Source organism: Sphingobacterium tenebrionis (assembly GCF_037126265.1).
Classification (GTDB): domain Bacteria; phylum Bacteroidota; class Bacteroidia; order Sphingobacteriales; family Sphingobacteriaceae; genus Sphingobacterium; species Sphingobacterium tenebrionis.
Map to the genome: position 1 here is coordinate 1 of NZ_JAYLLN010000014.1, position 16756 is coordinate 16756.

The 16756-nt window shown below is 42.8% G+C and carries 16 protein-coding genes and 1 tRNA gene; 12 read left to right on the forward strand and 5 right to left on the reverse strand.

Annotated elements, in window-relative coordinates:
• Positions 1-119: 119 nt before the first annotated feature.
• Genes VJ786_RS07325 through VJ786_RS07335 form a run of 3 tightly spaced genes read left to right on the forward strand, consistent with a single transcriptional unit; the run spans position 120 to position 3059 of the window.
• A complete protein-coding gene (locus VJ786_RS07325; RefSeq protein ID WP_134776092.1) occupies positions 120-2081 on the forward strand; it encodes an ATP-binding protein in 1962 nt (653 codons plus the stop codon).
• A 39-nt stretch (positions 2082-2120) separates the two neighbouring features.
• Entirely contained in the window at positions 2121-2594 is a 474-nt protein-coding gene (locus tag VJ786_RS07330; RefSeq protein WP_099367411.1) for a DUF4293 domain-containing protein, read from the forward strand.
• A 6-nt stretch (positions 2595-2600) separates the two neighbouring features.
• Positions 2601-3059 (forward strand): hypothetical protein, encoded by a 459-nt coding sequence (locus VJ786_RS07335; protein ID WP_134776093.1) that lies wholly within the window; start codon positions 2601-2603, stop codon positions 3057-3059.
• A 143-nt stretch (positions 3060-3202) separates the two neighbouring features.
• On the opposite strand, the gene VJ786_RS07340 is transcribed toward VJ786_RS07335, so the two are convergent.
• Positions 3203-3742 (reverse strand): hypothetical protein, encoded by a 540-nt coding sequence (locus tag VJ786_RS07340; RefSeq protein ID WP_099367413.1) that lies wholly within the window; start codon positions 3740-3742, stop codon positions 3203-3205.
• A gap of 96 nt (positions 3743-3838) precedes the next feature.
• Here VJ786_RS07340 and ung point away from each other — a divergent pair, with 96 nt between their 5' ends.
• Positions 3839-4510 (forward strand): uracil-DNA glycosylase, encoded by a 672-nt coding sequence (gene ung, locus VJ786_RS07345; RefSeq protein WP_336557491.1) that lies wholly within the window; start codon positions 3839-3841, stop codon positions 4508-4510.
• Here the strand turns inward: ung and VJ786_RS07350 are convergent.
• Positions 4507-5571, reverse strand: a complete 1065-nt coding sequence (locus tag VJ786_RS07350) for a DUF6695 family protein (protein WP_245153258.1) — start codon at positions 5569-5571, stop codon at positions 4507-4509. The two genes, ung and VJ786_RS07350, sit on opposite strands and share 4 nt — an antisense overlap.
• Before the next feature lie 7 nt (positions 5572-5578).
• Positions 5579-6049 carry an Lrp/AsnC family transcriptional regulator gene (locus VJ786_RS07355; RefSeq protein ID WP_099367415.1) on the reverse strand — a complete coding sequence of 157 codons (471 nt, stop codon included), beginning with the start codon at positions 6047-6049 and terminating at the stop codon, positions 5579-5581.
• A 326-nt stretch (positions 6050-6375) separates the two neighbouring features.
• On the opposite strand from VJ786_RS07355, the gene sufB reads away from it, so the two are divergent.
• The 4 genes from sufB (at position 6376) to VJ786_RS07375 (ending at position 11245) form a co-directional block, all read left to right on the forward strand.
• Positions 6376-7827 carry a Fe-S cluster assembly protein SufB gene (gene sufB, locus VJ786_RS07360; protein WP_099367416.1) on the forward strand — a complete coding sequence of 484 codons (1452 nt, stop codon included), beginning with the start codon at positions 6376-6378 and terminating at the stop codon, positions 7825-7827.
• A 15-nt stretch (positions 7828-7842) separates the two neighbouring features.
• A complete protein-coding gene (sufC, locus tag VJ786_RS07365) occupies positions 7843-8601 on the forward strand; it encodes a Fe-S cluster assembly ATPase SufC (RefSeq protein ID WP_099367417.1) in 759 nt (252 codons plus the stop codon).
• Between the two features lie 42 nt (positions 8602-8643).
• A complete protein-coding gene (gene sufD / locus VJ786_RS07370) occupies positions 8644-9951 on the forward strand; it encodes a Fe-S cluster assembly protein SufD (protein WP_134776095.1) in 1308 nt (435 codons plus the stop codon).
• A gap of 67 nt (positions 9952-10018) precedes the next feature.
• Complete coding sequence (locus tag VJ786_RS07375; RefSeq protein ID WP_336557492.1) at positions 10019-11245, forward strand: MFS transporter; 1227 nt, start codon at positions 10019-10021, stop codon at positions 11243-11245.
• A 452-nt stretch (positions 11246-11697) separates the two neighbouring features.
• On the opposite strand, the gene VJ786_RS07380 is transcribed toward VJ786_RS07375, so the two are convergent.
• Both VJ786_RS07380 and VJ786_RS07385 read right to left on the reverse strand, forming a co-directional pair.
• A tRNA-Gly gene (locus VJ786_RS07380) sits at positions 11698-11770 on the reverse strand.
• A 125-nt stretch (positions 11771-11895) separates the two neighbouring features.
• Entirely contained in the window at positions 11896-13437 is a 1542-nt protein-coding gene (locus VJ786_RS07385; RefSeq protein WP_336557493.1) for an NAD(P)/FAD-dependent oxidoreductase, read from the reverse strand.
• A 150-nt stretch (positions 13438-13587) separates the two neighbouring features.
• On the opposite strand from VJ786_RS07385, the gene VJ786_RS07390 reads away from it, so the two are divergent.
• The 4 genes from VJ786_RS07390 (at position 13588) to VJ786_RS07405 (ending at position 16676) form a co-directional block, all read left to right on the forward strand.
• Complete coding sequence (locus VJ786_RS07390; RefSeq protein WP_099367421.1) at positions 13588-14166, forward strand: LemA family protein; 579 nt, start codon at positions 13588-13590, stop codon at positions 14164-14166.
• Between the two features lie 78 nt (positions 14167-14244).
• Complete coding sequence (locus VJ786_RS07395; protein WP_134776097.1) at positions 14245-14673, forward strand: TPM domain-containing protein; 429 nt, start codon at positions 14245-14247, stop codon at positions 14671-14673.
• Between the two features lie 10 nt (positions 14674-14683).
• Complete coding sequence (locus VJ786_RS07400) at positions 14684-15511, forward strand: TPM domain-containing protein (protein ID WP_336557494.1); 828 nt, start codon at positions 14684-14686, stop codon at positions 15509-15511.
• A gap of 37 nt (positions 15512-15548) precedes the next feature.
• Positions 15549-16676 (forward strand): TlpA disulfide reductase family protein, encoded by a 1128-nt coding sequence (locus VJ786_RS07405; RefSeq protein WP_099367423.1) that lies wholly within the window; start codon positions 15549-15551, stop codon positions 16674-16676.
• The last annotated feature ends 80 nt before the right edge of the window (positions 16677-16756 follow it).

Consider the following 16756-nt stretch of genomic DNA (forward strand, 5'->3'; position numbering starts at 1 on the left):
GCTGAAAAGTACAAAACATCGACTTGCAGCCTAATATTGCTCATGAAATTATAATGGAGCTCCAGAAAGCTATAAAACAGAAGAAGGTGCCTTTTTAGACACCTTCATTTTTTTATACGATGCCTTTGAAAAAAATCGGTCTTTTTCTAATCATGTGCCTATTAATGGGTTTGGATGTGCTCGCCATCCAGGGAGATCTGATTCCATACCAAAAGGAAATTGACAGTCTAAAAAAGGATTATAGCCTACAAAAGGATCCCCTGAAGAAGGCCAAGACAGTTTATGAACTTTCTTTCTTTTACTCCTATTCAGATTCCAGCCAATCAAAGGCCTATCTAGAACAAGGGCTGCAACTCAGTAAAAATTCGGATCTGTGGTTGGCGATCGGTAAAGTCTACGAAGGCGCTTTCTATATGGATTATGACCTTGAAAAAGGTATTCGAATATTTCGGGAGGCAGAAAAGGCCCTTCAACAATTTCAAGATCCCTTGGCGTATTATTACCGGGCAAAAAGCTTGAGCAATATGGCCACGATTTATCAATGGCAGGATAAACAACTTGAAATGATGGACGTGCTGATGAAAGAAGCACTTCCCGCTAGTCTGAAGGCCAAAGATGATGTCCTTATCGGAAATGTCCATTACAAGATCGGTTTAAATTTTTGGAACAATATCCAATACAGCAATGCCAACAAATACCTCTTGTTGGCCATTCAGCATATGGAGAAGGGCAATTATGATGTTTGGATTTTGGAAGAGTCCTATAAAATGCTGATTCTTTCCCAATGTTCATTGGGACTGTTAAAAGAAGCGAAAAGTACGCTCGCGAAGTATGAAAAGTTTGTTAAAGCAAATGCTGGAGAAATCCCCATCAGCAATTATTACTATAACCAAGCTGTATATTATAGGTTTTCCAAACAATATGATTCGGCCGTAGCGGCTATGAACAACGCCATTTCGGCCTTTAAATCGGAGAAATTGACTGATATCAGGGAGATTTCTTCTCTATATTTTCAATTGAGTCTGATCCAATATGACCAAGGCGACTATAAAGCCGCCTTAAATTCCCTGCAGTTAAGTGAAAAGGCCTATAACGGCAGAGACTTTCAGTTTTTTCAGGACAGTGTGAATATGGCTGTCCGATATTACATGATTTATGAAAAGCTGGGCGAACATAAAAATGCTTTTGAATGGTCCAAAAAATACATTGAACTGCGGGATACCTTGTTCGAACGTAGAATCCGAGAGTCCATCCTGGATTATGAAGTAAAATACAAAACACTGGAAAAAGAAAAGGAAATCAATGGGCTGAAAGCGGATAAGGAAAAGTCGGATCTGATTATACGCAACACCTGGATCATTGCCGCCCTCATCCTGATGATCATATTGATCATTCTGTATTTCCTTTCCAAGAGCCAACAGAAGAACAGGCGTTTATTGGCTTTGGATGCGATGTTGCAGGGGGAAGAAAAGGAACGAAATCGCTTGTCCCGCGATCTCCACGACGGTTTGGGTTCGGTTTTAGCCTCCATAAAATATAAAATGCTGGATGTGGACAAATCCAAGCAGGAAGAAAAGGTGGATGAGATGTTGAACGAGATGGATTTTGCCATTACTGAGATGCGTAGGATATCTTTGAACCTCATGCCGGAAGCCCTACGGCGTTTTGGATTGCAGGTTTCATTAGAAGACCTCTGCAAAAGCCTGCAGAACAGCAATACCCAGATAGAACTGCAGCTTTACGGCGAATTGAACAGCCTCTCTCACGACAAACAGACCCATATCTATCGGATAGTCCAAGAATTACTGAACAATTCGTTGAAGCATGGCCATCCTCAACACATCCTTGTGCAATGCAGTTTGGAAGAACATGCTATCCTGATCACAGTAGAAGATGATGGTGCCGGATTTGATGTGGATCTGATGGAAAAAGAGGAAAATGAAGGTTCCGGCTTGAAGAATGTAAAAACTCGGATCAATTACCTACATGGCACCATGGATGTTCAATCCCAACCGGGAAAAGGAACAACCATTAACATTGAACTGCCGTTTAAACATTCTGGGAAACCAAAGACAAATTAAGTTGTTTGTATTATATTTGTGGATAAACAATAAAATACTATGATACAGCGCATACAATCGATCTGGTTGTTACTATCAGGGATCAGTCTTTTCGGATTATTCTTATTTCCTTATTTAATGTACAGTAACCCTGTTGGGCTTGGAAAAAGCATCTATGTTACAGGAGTTTTCTCTTCCTTGAACAATGTGGAGACCAAGGAGTCCAGTTTTCTTTTATTAACGATTGCTACAGTGGTACTTGCCTTGATTCCCATCCTTATTATCTTCTTTTTCAAAGACAGAAAGCTTCAGTTGAAGCTGATCCTTTTGCAGGTTATCTTAGTCTGTTTATTGGCGGTTGGAATGTGGTTTTCTGCAAGTTCGATCTGGGATATGAACAATGAAGATATTAAGGTAAGCAATATTGGGGTGGGTTATTTTATTTTACCGATCTCGATCCTGTTTTTGAGTTTTGCGATCCGTGGGATCAGGAATGATGAGAAACTCATCAAATCAGCTGACCGATTACGTTAAGATTTCATGATGAAAAAATTAATGGTACTTGCCCTGTTGGGTTTTCTGTTTTTTGTTCCTAGGTTGGTTTTTGGGCAAGAGGATACGACGGTGAATATCGTGGATGATATACAGTTTGATCTGAAGTCTAAAGTGGTTAATGGGGATACCTTGCAGGTAGATCTATTTGTGATTTCCTATGAAAAGGATCCGAGGGATTTTAGGTTGAATGTGTTTGCAAGTACGTTGGTTGATGGGGAAGGAAAGTCGCATATGTTGCATAGTGTGAAGATGGGTAGGGTATTGGTGCTGCTTTCCCAAAGACAGAATTATTTGAATTATTTATTGAAGCAGGATGTTCCTGTGGGTATAACGGTTAAGTTCTCTCCATTGAGTGCAGCGATGAAAAAAGCAAAGGAAATGAAATTGGTTTTTGAGTCTTTGGAGGAAGAAGGAAAGTTTATCGAAGCGAGAATTCGGTTTTGATCCCCGTCATTACGAGGGCTCTACGTCATTGCGAGGAACGAAGCAATCTTCCCGCGTCATTGCGAGGTATACGTCATTGCGAGGAACGAAGCAATCTTTCGATTAGTCCAAAGATTGCTTCGTTCCTCGCAATGACGAAGTACCTACCTCGAATACCTAAACTGCTGTTTATCCATCATCCCCATCTGCGACTTCATCAACTTAATCTGCTCTTCCAACAACTTATTCTTATCCGCTTTTTTGGCTTCAGCCAAAAGCTTCTCTGCTTCGCGTTTATTTCTTTTCGCCATCGCAATCCCCGCCAAACTTAATTTGGTCAAGGCAACACTATGATCCATATGCAATCCCAAAGCCAATGCCTTCTTAAAAAACTTTTCCGACTGTAACGGCGCACGTTGCGATTCGATCAATCCCAATAGCATATGATAATAACCATGTTGAGCCGAAATCAATTCCGTTTCATAGTTGTTGATCTTCTTTAACCAAACCTCTGCTTTATCCATACGTTCCTTACGAAGAAACCACTGCGCAAGCAACATTTTCTCATTGAAAAACACCGTTACCCATGCTAAAATTGTAATCAGGATTGCCAATATACCCCATCCCCAGTGTCCAAACCAGAACAAGGCTACCGTCCCAACAATCAACAAACTACATATTATAATTCGAACTAAATTTGACATAATTATTCTTAATGCTGTAAGTTTGCAAATATCCGTTTAATTACCGTGTTATACAACTTGTTTGCGGTAAAATAATGTAAAATTATATCCATATTTATGTCAGATCGATTTGATCCCAGCTGGGACAGCATTATCAAGCCCTTATTTCAATCCGAAAAAATGCAGGCACTTTCCGCCTTTGTACAGGCAGAAAGAGGGACATTCCAGGTATTTCCACCGACCGATCTGGTGTTCCACGCGTTTCAATTGACTCCTCTGGACAAACTAAAGGTGGTTATCCTCGGTCAGGACCCTTACCATAACCATGGGCAAGCACATGGACTTTCTTTCTCCGTTCCGGAAGGCATGGCGATTCCTCCTTCCCTAAGAAATATCTACAGCGAACTGAGCACGGATATTCAGGGTTTCCAGATTCCAAACCATGGAAATCTAACGAAATGGGCGGAGCAAGGAGTCTTGTTGTTCAATGCCACCTTGACCGTAAGGGCACATGAGGCTGGTTCGCATCAGAAAAAAGGTTGGGAGATGTTCACCGATGAAATCATTAAAGCGATTTCCTACAACTGTGAACACGTGGTCTTTCTCTTATGGGGGAGTTATGCCATCAAAAAATCCAGTCTGATCGATAGCAGCAAACATTTGATCCTCACATCTGTACATCCATCACCACTCTCGGTCTATCGCGGGTTTTATGGCTGCAGACACTTTTCCAAGGCCAATGATTTTCTGATAAGTAAGGGGGAGCAGCCAATTGATTGGCAGGTTTAGGCGTATTTTTCCTGTAGGTTCTTAAATTTATAAGAGTCTACTGGAAGCACTTCAATATGCTCGATTCTGATCTTTTTACCCTGTTGAACCACATGGGTGAATAGGAGGTGGCTATCATAGGCAATATCCCATTCCTCGCTGAAATCAATGATTTCCGGGGTTTCTCCCAAAACAACATATTCCAGCATGCCCTGACTGTTGTACCGGCTGATTTCGATATGGTTATCGTGGCGTTCATTCAGGAAATACCAAGCGCCATCGCCTACACCACCGAGATATTTCGCAGATTTTGGAACCGATATGGGTTTCGACCCGAATTTAACCGCCCCGATGATCCGATCATTCGGCAATAGAGAGGCTTTCTTTTGGAAGACATTATCCCCCAATTGTTTTACCAAAAAGAAGAAAGATTGCCAACGGTTCATCCGGAAGTGCTTCAAACCATCTTCTGGCGAATAGCTATAGACCATTCGATCCTTGTTTACATTAACAACATTGCTTATAGGGCTTGCTTTGATGGTTTCCGGAAGATTGATCCCGTGCCAGTAATGGTACTTAGGATTGGATTTCATCAGCATGCGGGTGATGAAACGTGAGCAGTTATTATTGTTTTTCGCTACAGCACCATAAGGATAGGTTCCTTGCCGTACACATTCATCCCCATAAGCCTTGGCGATATCGAAATCAATATCTTCCGCAATGCTGAAGAAGAGCCGGCCTTCGCCATACATCGCATGTTTTATGGTTTCAAAATGCGCGACTATCTCTTCCAGGTTGTTGATCTTTCCATCCTTAAAGGTTGCTCGAACAGCAATCTTCAGTAAGGGATCGGAATCTTTGGATCTGGCACGACCATAACCGCGAGGGGCGATGTATCGGCCGAAATCATAGAAGAAAAGTTCACCGGTCTCATGCTTAACCAATACCACTCCCGTGTGACCAACCTTAAAGTTCAGGTTTTTCACAATACCGATCTTCTTGAAAAACATCATCCATTTTTCATCTCCACGGATCGTAGCATCGGGCCAAGTTAATATGATCGCTGAATCTTTCTGAGACATAGATAAATTAATACTCCAAAGGAACAATTGGTTCTTTTTTACTTGTCGACATGATCATCATGGTCTGGAAAGTCTTCACAAATGGTATTTTGGAAATCTTCTCCATGATAACCCCTTCGTAAGCCTTGATGTCCTTTACATAGACTTTCAGCATGAAATCGCAGTTTCCGGTCACGTGATGACATTCGGTCACTTCCGGAATCGCGCGAACAGCCTCCACAAATTCAGGGATGGCATTGTGCGTATGGAAATCCAAAGAAACCTGGATGAAGGATTTGATGCCTAATCCTAATTTCTCCTCATCTACAAAAGCATGGTAACTCTTGATGAATCCTGAATTTTCCAATTTTCTAACCCGCTCCAAGGTGGGGGCAGGAGAGAGGCCAATATTCGTGGCCAACTGCAAATTGGTTATCCTTCCGTTTTCCTGAAGCAGTTTAAGAATCTTTAAGTCCGTTTTATCTGGCTGAAATGACATAGGGTTACAAATAAAATAAAGAACCATAAATGTACAAAATTTTATTTGGTTTTTCTCAAATTCATGAACAGGTTAATTTGCAGCCGTGTAAAATAACCTGGGGTTATAGATAACATCTATTATTATAGGAAATATCTATGCTAATCAGTTTATTGTCATAATATAATCATTCTAAATAGCTTAAAACAGCGGAGAAATGATATTTGTCATTTTTTTTGTGGAAAACTGTGTAGCGGGAACACAATCATGCCCTTTTTATGCATTTTATGTCGTAACTTTGCAAATCAAAAGCATTAGGCATCTGCCTGTATTAAAGTGAAAGCGAAATGAGCAGCAAAGACGACGATTTATTAAAAGAGTTAGAGCTCGAAGAATATAAATACGGTTTTACAACGGATATCGAGATGGATATTGCGCCAAAAGGGCTCAATGAAGATACGGTCCGTTTGATTTCCAGTAAGAAGAATGAACCGGAGTGGTTATTGGAATGGCGTTTAAAAGCCTTCCGCCATTTTCAGAACATGAGCCTGCCTACTTGGCAGAACTTCGAGAACCCCGATGTAGATTTCCAAGACATTTCTTACTATGCAGCACCAAAGGCAAAAAAGCAATTGGAAAGCATGGATGAGGTTGATCCGGAGTTATTGGCAACTTTCGAGAAGCTTGGTATCCCATTGGATGAACAAAAGATATTGGCCGGAGTGGTTGCGGTGGATGCCGTATTCGACTCGGTGTCGGTAAAAACGACCTTCCGTGAAAAACTGAAAGAAAAAGGGGTTATTTTCTGTTCTTTTGGTGAGGCGGTTCAGGAACATCCAGAATTAGTAAAAGAATATTTAGGAACAGTAGTTCCCCAAACGGATAATATTTATGCGGCATTGAACTCAGCGGTATTTTCCGATGGTTCCTTTGTGTATATTCCAAAAGGCGTTCACTGTCCGATGGAATTGTCTACCTATTTCCGTATCAACGCACAGAATACCGGTCAATTTGAGCGTACATTGATCATTGCGGATGAGGATTCGTATGTTTCCTATTTAGAGGGATGTACCGCACCGATGCGTGACGAAAATCAATTGCATGCTGCGGTGGTCGAATTGGTGGCTCAAAAGAATGCTGAGATCAAATACTCTACGGTTCAGAACTGGTATCCAGGCGATAAGGACGGTAAAGGTGGTATCTTCAACTTCGTGACCAAACGCGGTATCTGTAAAGGCGACCATTCCAAGATTTCATGGACGCAGGTGGAAACCGGATCAGCGATTACCTGGAAATACCCAGGAGTTATCCTGAAAGGTGACCATTCAGTGGGCGAATTTTATTCGGTTGCCATGACCCGCAATAAGCAGGTAGCTGATACAGGAACCAAGATGGTACATTTGGGCAAGAATACCCGATCAAAGATCATTTCTAAAGGTATCTCTGCCGGAACCAGCCATAACAGCTACAGAGGTTTGGTAAAAATTGGTCCTAACGCAGATAATTCAAGGAACTTCACCCAATGTGATAGTTTATTGATCGGTGATCGTTGTGGTGCACATACCTTCCCCTACATAGAAAGTAAAAACAAAACGGCGAAATTGGAACATGAGGCTACCACCTCAAAAATTGGTGAAGACCAGGTGTTCTACTTGAACCAACGTGGAATCGATTCGGAGAAAGCCGTAGGCTTGATCGTGAATGGATATGCAAAAGAAGTATTAAATCAATTGCCTATGGAATTCGCAGTGGAAGCACAGAAGCTTCTTGCCATTTCATTAGAAGGATCAGTTGGATAGATTTTAAAAGAGATTATGTTAAGCATTAAGAATTTGCATGCGTCTATTGAAGACAAACAAATTTTAAAAGGATTAAATTTAGAAGTTAAGGCAGGAGAAGTTCATGCGATCATGGGCCCTAACGGCGCCGGAAAAAGTACATTGGGAAATGTATTGGCAGGACGTGATGCCTATGAAGTAACCGAAGGTGAAGCAACCTTGGATGGTAAGGATCTATTGGATCTGGCTCCGGAAGATCGCGCTCGCGAAGGTCTTTTCTTAGCTTTCCAATATCCGGTTGAAATCCCTGGAGTATCAAACATCAACTTCCTAAGAACAGCTGTTAATGATATTCGTGAATATAAAGGCCTTCCTCCAGTGGAAGCCAAAGAGTTCTTGCAAACGGTAAAAGAGAAGCAGAAGTTGGTGGAATTTTCCGCAAACTTGGCAAACCGTTCGTTGAACGAAGGGTTCTCAGGTGGTGAAAAGAAACGTAACGAGATCTTCCAATTGGCGATGTTGAACCCTAAATTATCCATTTTGGATGAAACGGATTCCGGATTGGATATCGATGCATTACGTATTGTTGCAAATGGTGTAAACCAATTGCGTTCCAAAGACAATGCATTTATCGTGATCACCCACTACCAACGCTTGTTGGATTATATCGTTCCTGATTTTGTCCATGTACTGCACAATGGTAGAATCGTAAAGACAGGAACCAAAGAATTGGCTTTAGAGCTAGAAGAAAAAGGATACGATTGGTTAAAAGAATTAGATGCGCAGGATGCCTAATTTATAATTAGAAAGGTAATGAGCGGATTGACAACAAATAACATGAGTACATTAGTAGCAAACTCTTTATTCCAACAGTTGACAGCAACATTCCAAGAGTTGGAAACGAGTAATGATACTGCCGAGGTAAAATCCTTGAGGCAGGAGGCATTCGCACGTTTCAAGGAATTGGGCTTCCCAACCGTGAAGAATGAAGATTGGAAATATACCAACATCCAACCCTTGGTCAATAAGACTTACTTATTGAACGAAGATGTGGATGTGGCAGATATCGACTTGAGCAAAGCCGATATCCCGAATTTGGATGCCCATCAGATCGTATTGATCAATGGACAATATGTGTTGGCATTCTCCTCCTTGGAAGATGAGATCGGATTGACTGTAAAATCGATCGAAGACGCCCAGGATGAAGAAAACTTCCAAAAGCACTTTGCCAAGCATGCCGATAAGACCGGCTCGGCGATGGTGGCTTTGAACACGGCCTTACATACTTCCGGGGTTTACCTTTCGGTAGCAAAAAACAAGGTTGTTTCCAAACCTATCCATATTGTTCATGTAGCTACTGGTGCGCAGGATTTCTTTGCGCAGACCAGAAACCTTTATGTTGTTGAACCGAATGCAGAGGTGGAGATCATCGAAAGCTTTATTGCCTTGGATGATGCAGCCAAAAACCTGAACAATAAAGTAACAGAGATCGTTGTGGAAGAGAATGCTAAACTACAGCATTATTACCTGCAGTTATCATCCGATACCAGCAGCTACATCAACCACGTAGAGATCTACCAGACAAAACATAGTCTATACAATAACTACAACTGTAATTTCCCAGGTGTTGCCTTCGTACGTAACGATCTGAATGTTCGTATGGATGCGCAGGAGGTAGAATCCCATTTATACGGGATCAACCTGTTGGCGGATAAACAGTTTGTAGACAACCATACCATCGTGGATCACATGAAACCTCATGGTGAATCTTATGAATGGTATAAGAATATTCCACAGGACGAGTCGACAGCGGTTTTCAATGGAAAGATCTTTGTGCGCGAAGATGCACAGAAGACGAATGCTTTCCAACAGAACAACAATATGTTGATCGGGGATAAATCGACTGTTTTCACCAAACCTCAATTGGAGATTTTTGCAGATGATGTAAAATGTTCACATGGATGTACCATGGGGCAGTTTGATGATGAAGCATTGTTCTACCTGCGTGCAAGAGGTATCGGTGAAGAGAACGCTCGTATCCTATTGGTACACGCCTTTGCATTTGATGTGACATCCAGGTTCTCTAACGAAGTGGTTAGGGCATTTGTTGAAGATCGCGTAGCAAAGGGTTTAGAGAGAAATTAGTAGTGTAGTTTTAGTAATAAAGCGTCTAGGTCTTTGGCTTAGACGCTTTTTTTTTGATATTTACCTTATGCAAAAGGAAAAATGGTTTAAGACCTATCTATTTATCTGGTTCGGGCAATTCGTCTCTTTACTGAGCAGTTCGGCGGTGAATTTTGCGATCATTATCTGGTTGAGCCTGGAATACAAATCGGCCGAGATATTAGGCTATTCTGCGATCGCGGCCCTGCTTCCGCAGGCCTTGATCGGACCTTTTGCAGGTGTATATATCGATCGTTGGGACCGGAAGAAGATCATGATCTTTGCGGATGCCTTTATTGCCATATGTACCATCATGATGACCCTCGTTATTAAGGATGGACATGTGCAACTGAACCTGTTGTACCTGTTGATGGTCTGCCGGTCTATTGGATCAGCTTTCCACTCTCCAGCCATGCAGGCCATTGCCCCCTTGATCGTTCCGGAAAACCAATTGCTGCGGGTTTCTGGTATCAACCAGATGTTGCAATCGGTGAGTTCCATCGCTGGTCCGGCATTGGGAACCCTGGCGATCGCCAATTTTCCGATCAATAGGGTATTGTACCTGGATGTGATCGGTGCCGTGTTTGCCATTTGCAGCTTGTTGTTCATCAGTATCCCGCATTTGAAGGTAGAGGTTTCGGGCTCTATTGGGCAGGTATGGAAGGATCTCAAGATGGGCATGGCAGCGATTTATCGGAATAAGGGTTTGGCTTGGATGTTTCTGTATTCGGTAATGGCGACCGTAGGGATTATGCCGGTGGCTATTATGTTTCCTTTGTTGACCATCGATCACTTTGGAGGGAAGGAATTTGAGATGAGCGTGATCGAGGTGATCTGGGGAGTAGGGATGCTGATCGGGGGATCTATTTTGAGTATTTTCAAGATTAATTTGAGGAAAGTGCTGCTGATCAATTGTATGCATATTTTGTTGGGATTGACTTTTGTGTTTTCAGGGATTTTAAATCCGAATCTTTTTATTGTTTTCGTGGTACTAACAGGGATCGGGGGGATGGCGATGTCTATTTTTTCGGCGGCTTTTATGACGACGATACAGGAGGAAGTAGCGCCGGAGATGTTGGGCCGGGTGTTTTCCTTGTATTTTAGCTTTGCGATTATTCCGAGCTTGATCGGGTTGATTTTTGCGGGTAATATTGGGGATTATATTGGCGTAGCCAATGCTTTTGTGATTGCTGGTTTGCTGGTGATCGGTTTGGGGATTTGTTCCTTTTTTACTCCTTCCTTGATGTCCTTGGGTTTGAAAAAACCTGAGGAGTAATTTATTAGCTTTTAGGTTTTAGCTGTATGTTTTTCTATGTAAATGGGTTGAAAATGGTATTAAAATAGGGTTTAAGTAGGGTTAAAGTAGGTTTTTAGTATGGTTGGTATAGGAAAAGCATACTTTCACATTACTTTCAGTATGGTTTCAGGTCGGAGCAGAGGGGGGAGCAAGGTTGGAGCAAAGGGGGGTGCGTCATTGCGAGGAACGAAGCAATCTTTCCCCATGTCATGCTGAGCGAAGTCGAAGCATCTACATCTGGTACCCGTAAAGATCCTTCGACTACGCTCAGGATGACAAAAACTACGCTCAGGATGACAAAGAACTACGCTCAGGATGACAAAAGGGAGACGTATATCGAAAGATTGCTTCGTCGTGCCTTCTCGCAATGACGGAGGAAGCACAAAAAAAAGCTTTCTGAAAAATCAGAAAGCTTCAAGTTTTAAACTCTGAGCGAAAGACGAGATTCGAACTCGCGACCCCAACCTTGGCAAGGTTGTGCTCTACCAACTGAGCTACTTTCGCATTAAACGTTAAACATTTCGCGTTTGGTGACACAAAAGTACAATAAAACCTTATTCTTGTCAACCCCCAACCACATATTATTTCAAAACTTCTCCGTTTTATTCCAAAATCTACCCAAATCCTCCTTAATCCTGAATCGCATCAATACAATTCATCCCATCAATTGCTGCCGATACAATCCCACCCGCATACCCCGCACCTTCTGCACATGGATATAAACCAGCGACTTGCGGATGTTGGAAACTATCCTTATCCCTCGGGATTCTCACCGGTGATGATGTCCTGGACTCCACACCCACCAAAATAGCCTCATTCGTATAATATCCCTTCATTTTCTTTCCGAAAATGGGCAAGGCCCCACGTAATGCCTGATGCACAAATCCGGGCAGTACCTCCCGCAGATCCACAGACCGCGTTCCAGGCTTATAAGAATTTATAGGAAGATCCAATGAAACCTTCTGCTGTACAAAATCCACCATGCGCTGTGCCGGAGCGACCAGATTCCCACCACCCAGCTGAAACGCCCTCTGCTCGATTTCCCGCTGAAAATCCAACAAGGCAAAAGGATCAGCATCTGCATTTTTCACATCCTCCAGATTGATCTGGATCACGGTTCCGGAATTGGCATGTGGGTTATTCCGTTTGGAAGGAGACCAGCCATTGACCACAATCTCTTCATGATCCGTTGCACAGGGAGCAATAATCCCTCCCGGACACATGCAGAAGGAAAATACCCCGCGGCCGTCTACCTGTTCCACCAAGCTGTAATAGGCAGGCGGTAGGTTTTCCGGTCTGATGGAACAATGGTATTGCGCCTGATCGATGATTTCCTGCGGATGCTCGATCCGAACCCCTAAAGCAAAAGGTTTGGCTTCCAATAACCAGCCTTTTTTCCGAAAGAGTTCGTAGATATCCCGAGCCGAATGTCCCGTAGCGACGACCACATGTTTGGCCAGGATACGCTCGCCTGCATCCGTCAAAACGCCTTCCACCTGTCCGAATTGTTCCAGGATATCGACCACCTTGCAGTCGAACAGCACCTCGCCGCCAAATTCGATGATCCGTTCGCGGATGCTTTCAATGATATGCGGTAATTTATTGGTTCCGATATGCGGACGGGCATCCACCATGATATCTGGGGTGGCGCCATGCTCCACAAAAATACCCAGTACCTGTTGCACATCGCCGCGTTTGTTCGATCGAGTGTATAGTTTTCCATCCGAATAGGTTCCGGCACCACCTTCTCCATAACAATAATTGGATTCAGGATTGACAATCCCTTCGCGGTTGATCTTCGCCAGATCCCGACGGCGGTCCTGTACCTTTTTCCCTCTTTCGATCACGATGGGTTTTAATCCCCTTTCCAAGCAGCGGTAGGCCGCAAAAAGTCCGGCCGGTCCAGCCCCAATGATGATCACGGGTTTAGCTTGGCTGACGTCCTTTAATTTACTGTGGAAATCCGGTAGGGAAACAGGTTCATCAATGAAATAAACGATCCTCAAGCGGAAAAGCACTTGTTTGCCTCGGGCATCAATAGAGCGTTTCCGGATATGGAATCCTTGGATACGTTGTACAGGGATACGAAGTTTTTTGGATCCTTCGTTTAAAATACGTTTTTCATCGTCTATGGCCTCAGGAACTAAGGCAATTTCAATTTCTTTCTGCATAATTCTGTTGGGGTTTTATCCCAAAAACGCTACAAAGTTACCATTTCCTGCCATAATTTCACGTTTTACAAGGATTGGTATATCGTTTGATATGTTATTTTTATAAAAACAATTTCTTAATTTTAAAGAATACAAGTTAAAACATTACACATGAAAAGATTATTAATCGCCTTAGTAGGTTTATTCACAGCACTTTCTTTCAGTTCTTGTGGTTACAACACCATGGTTTCCCAGGATGAGAATGTTAAAGGAAAATGGGCACAGGTTGAAAATGCTTACCAACGTAGAGCAGACCTTATCCCGAATTTGGTTAATACCGTAAAAGGAGCTGCCAACCACGAAGAGAGCACTTTGACAGCTGTTACAGAAGCTCGCGCAAAAGCAACTTCAGTAACTGTTGACCCATCCAACTTGTCAGAAGAAGCCATCGCAAATTACCAACAATCCCAGGATGCATTATCGCAGTCTTTGGGTCGTTTATTGGTTAGTGTGGAAGCTTACCCAGACTTGAAGGCGAATGCGAACTTCCAAGAATTGCAAGCGCAGTTGGAAGGAACAGAGAATCGTATTTCCGTAGAACGCAGAGCGTACAACGAAGCTGTTCAGGAGTACAATACTACGGTTCGTTCATTTCCTAACAATTTGATGGCTGGTATTTTTGGATTCAAAGCTAAAGGTACGTTTAAAGCAACTGAAGGATCAGATAAAGCTCCAACAGTTCAATTTTAATGAATTTTATTGTTGTTAATATAGAAAGATGAATGCGTGGAGCAATCCATCCGCATTCATCTTTCCTTTTTTTAGCTCATGGAAATATTTAATCAAGAGGAACAGGAAAAAGTAGTTCAGGCCATTAGTTTGGCCGAGAACCGTACATCAGGAGAGATCCGTTTGGTGGTGGAAAGAAAGCTACATGGCATAGAGGCATATGAGCAGGCAACAGCGTATTTCGAGAAGCTGAAGATGCACCAGACCTTATTGCGTAATGGGGTATTGATCTATTTGGCGACCGATGACCATCAGTTTGCGATCATCGGCGACTCGGGGATCAATGATAAAGTTCCTGCGGATTTTTGGGAATCCACAAAAGAATCCATGTTGGCATATTTTAGGCAATCGGATTATGTGCATGGACTGATTGCGGGCATTGAACAGGCAGGGGAGCAGCTGGCACATTATTTCCCAAGAAGGGATGATGATGTCAATGAACTTCCAAATGATATTTATTTTGGATAAACAACAATTTATGGACAAGAGAACTCGTTTATTGAGTACGTCTATCAAGATATTCCTTGGATTATTTGTAGGGTTAATCATTCACTTTACGGCGTTGGCGCAGGATTTTCCTGCTGTTCCGAACCGATTGGTTAGTGATTATACCAATACGTTGAGTGCCAGTGAACAACAGGCGCTCGAGCAGAAGTTATTGGCTTTTGAAGATAGTACAACCACCCAGTTAGCGGTGGTGGTGATGAATTCGACCGGGGATTATGATATCGCTGATTATGGCGATCGCTTGGCAAAAAAATGGGGCGTAGGTAATAAGAAATACGATAATGGTATTCTATTACTGGTAGCCTTGGGCGATCGTGCCGTAACGATCCGTACGGGTTATGGTATTGAGGGTGCAGTGCCCGATGTGATTTCCTACCGGATTATTGAAAATGAAATAAAACCAGCCTTCAGACAGGGCGATTATTATACAGGTATTAATAATGGGGTGGATGCGTTAATTTCCCATGCAAAAGGGGAGTATAAAGCAGAGCCTAAGGAGACCTATTCTACAGAAGGTGGAGGTGGTATTCCCATTATTTTCATCATTATCGTCGTATTTGTCATCATATCCATTATTTCCAAACGCGGAGGTGGAGGGAACAATGGTGGCGGACGTGTGATGGGCGGTCGTGGTTCTTCAGACCTGTTCTGGTGGACCTTGTTGAATTCCTTAGGCCGTGGTGGTGATAATGACGGAGGTGGATTTGGTGGCGGCGGCTTTGGAGGCGGCGGAGGCGGTGGCTTCGGCGGTTTCGGAGGAGGCGGCTTCGGTGGCGGTGGTGCCAGCGGAAGATGGTAATAGAACATTTAATCGGATATAAATTAAATACTTGAAAATGAAAAAATTAATTCTAAGTGCACTAGTTGCAGTTCCTTCCTTGCTCTTTGCACAGGAAGATTACTCCATAAAAGGTAACATCGGTACCCACGATGCGCCGGCAAAAGTTTTCTTATCGTATTCGGATGGTGGTCAGAATCATTTGGATTCTGCCAATGTGGTAAAGGGCGCATTTACCTTCAATGGAGTTGTATCGCAGCCTACACAGGCGCAGTTGATACTTTCGCCAGAAGGTAAGGGCATTCGTCAATTGAGTAATCCTGATGTGGGTGGTTTGTATTTGGCAAAAGGCGTGATCAATGTAAAAGGTGATAAACTGAGCACAGCGACGGTATCAGGAAATGATATCAACAAGGATTTCACGGATTACAAGAATGCGATGAAACCAGTGACGGATCAGTTTGCACAATTGAACAAGACGTATGCGGATGCACCTAAAGAACAGCAAGAAAATGAGGAATTTGTGGGCGGGTTGCAGAACCAAGCTATGGCTTTGTTTGAAAAACAGAAAGAATTGAGCCAGCAGTTTGTTTTGAGCAAACCGAATAGCTATGTAAGTTTGAATATTCTTGGGGATTTGATCTCTGCAGAGAATGTGAATGACCTAGGTATTCCAGCTTATGAGAAATTGTCGCCTGCATTGAAGAATACCGAAAAGGGAAAAGCCATTGCTGCGAAGATTGAGAAATTGAAAGGTGTAGCGATCGGTGCTGTGGCTCCGGAAATTGCATTGCCGGATACAGCTGGAAATGTGATCAAATTGTCTTCGTTGAGAGGAAAATATGTATTGATCGATTTCTGGGCGAGCTGGTGTGGACCATGCCGTCATGAAAACCCAAATGTTGTAGCAGCGTTCAATAAGTTTAAGGATAAGAATTTTACGGTATTTGGCGTTTCCTTGGATCGTCCGGGTAAGAAGGATGATTGGGTAAAAGCTATTCATGAGGATAAATTGGAGCAATGGCCGCATGTGTCGGATTTGAAATTCTGGCAATCGGAGGTCGTTCCTTTGTATGCTATTGAGGGGATACCTGCTAATTTTTTGGTTGATCCTAGTGGAAAGATCATTGCTTCGAATTTGAGAGGCAAGGCCTTGGAAGAAAAATTGGCTGAGGTTATTAAGTAGGCTTTCTCGTCATTGCGGAGCTCTTTACCCGTCATTGCGAGACACTTTACCCGTCATTGCGAGGGACGAAGCAATCTTTC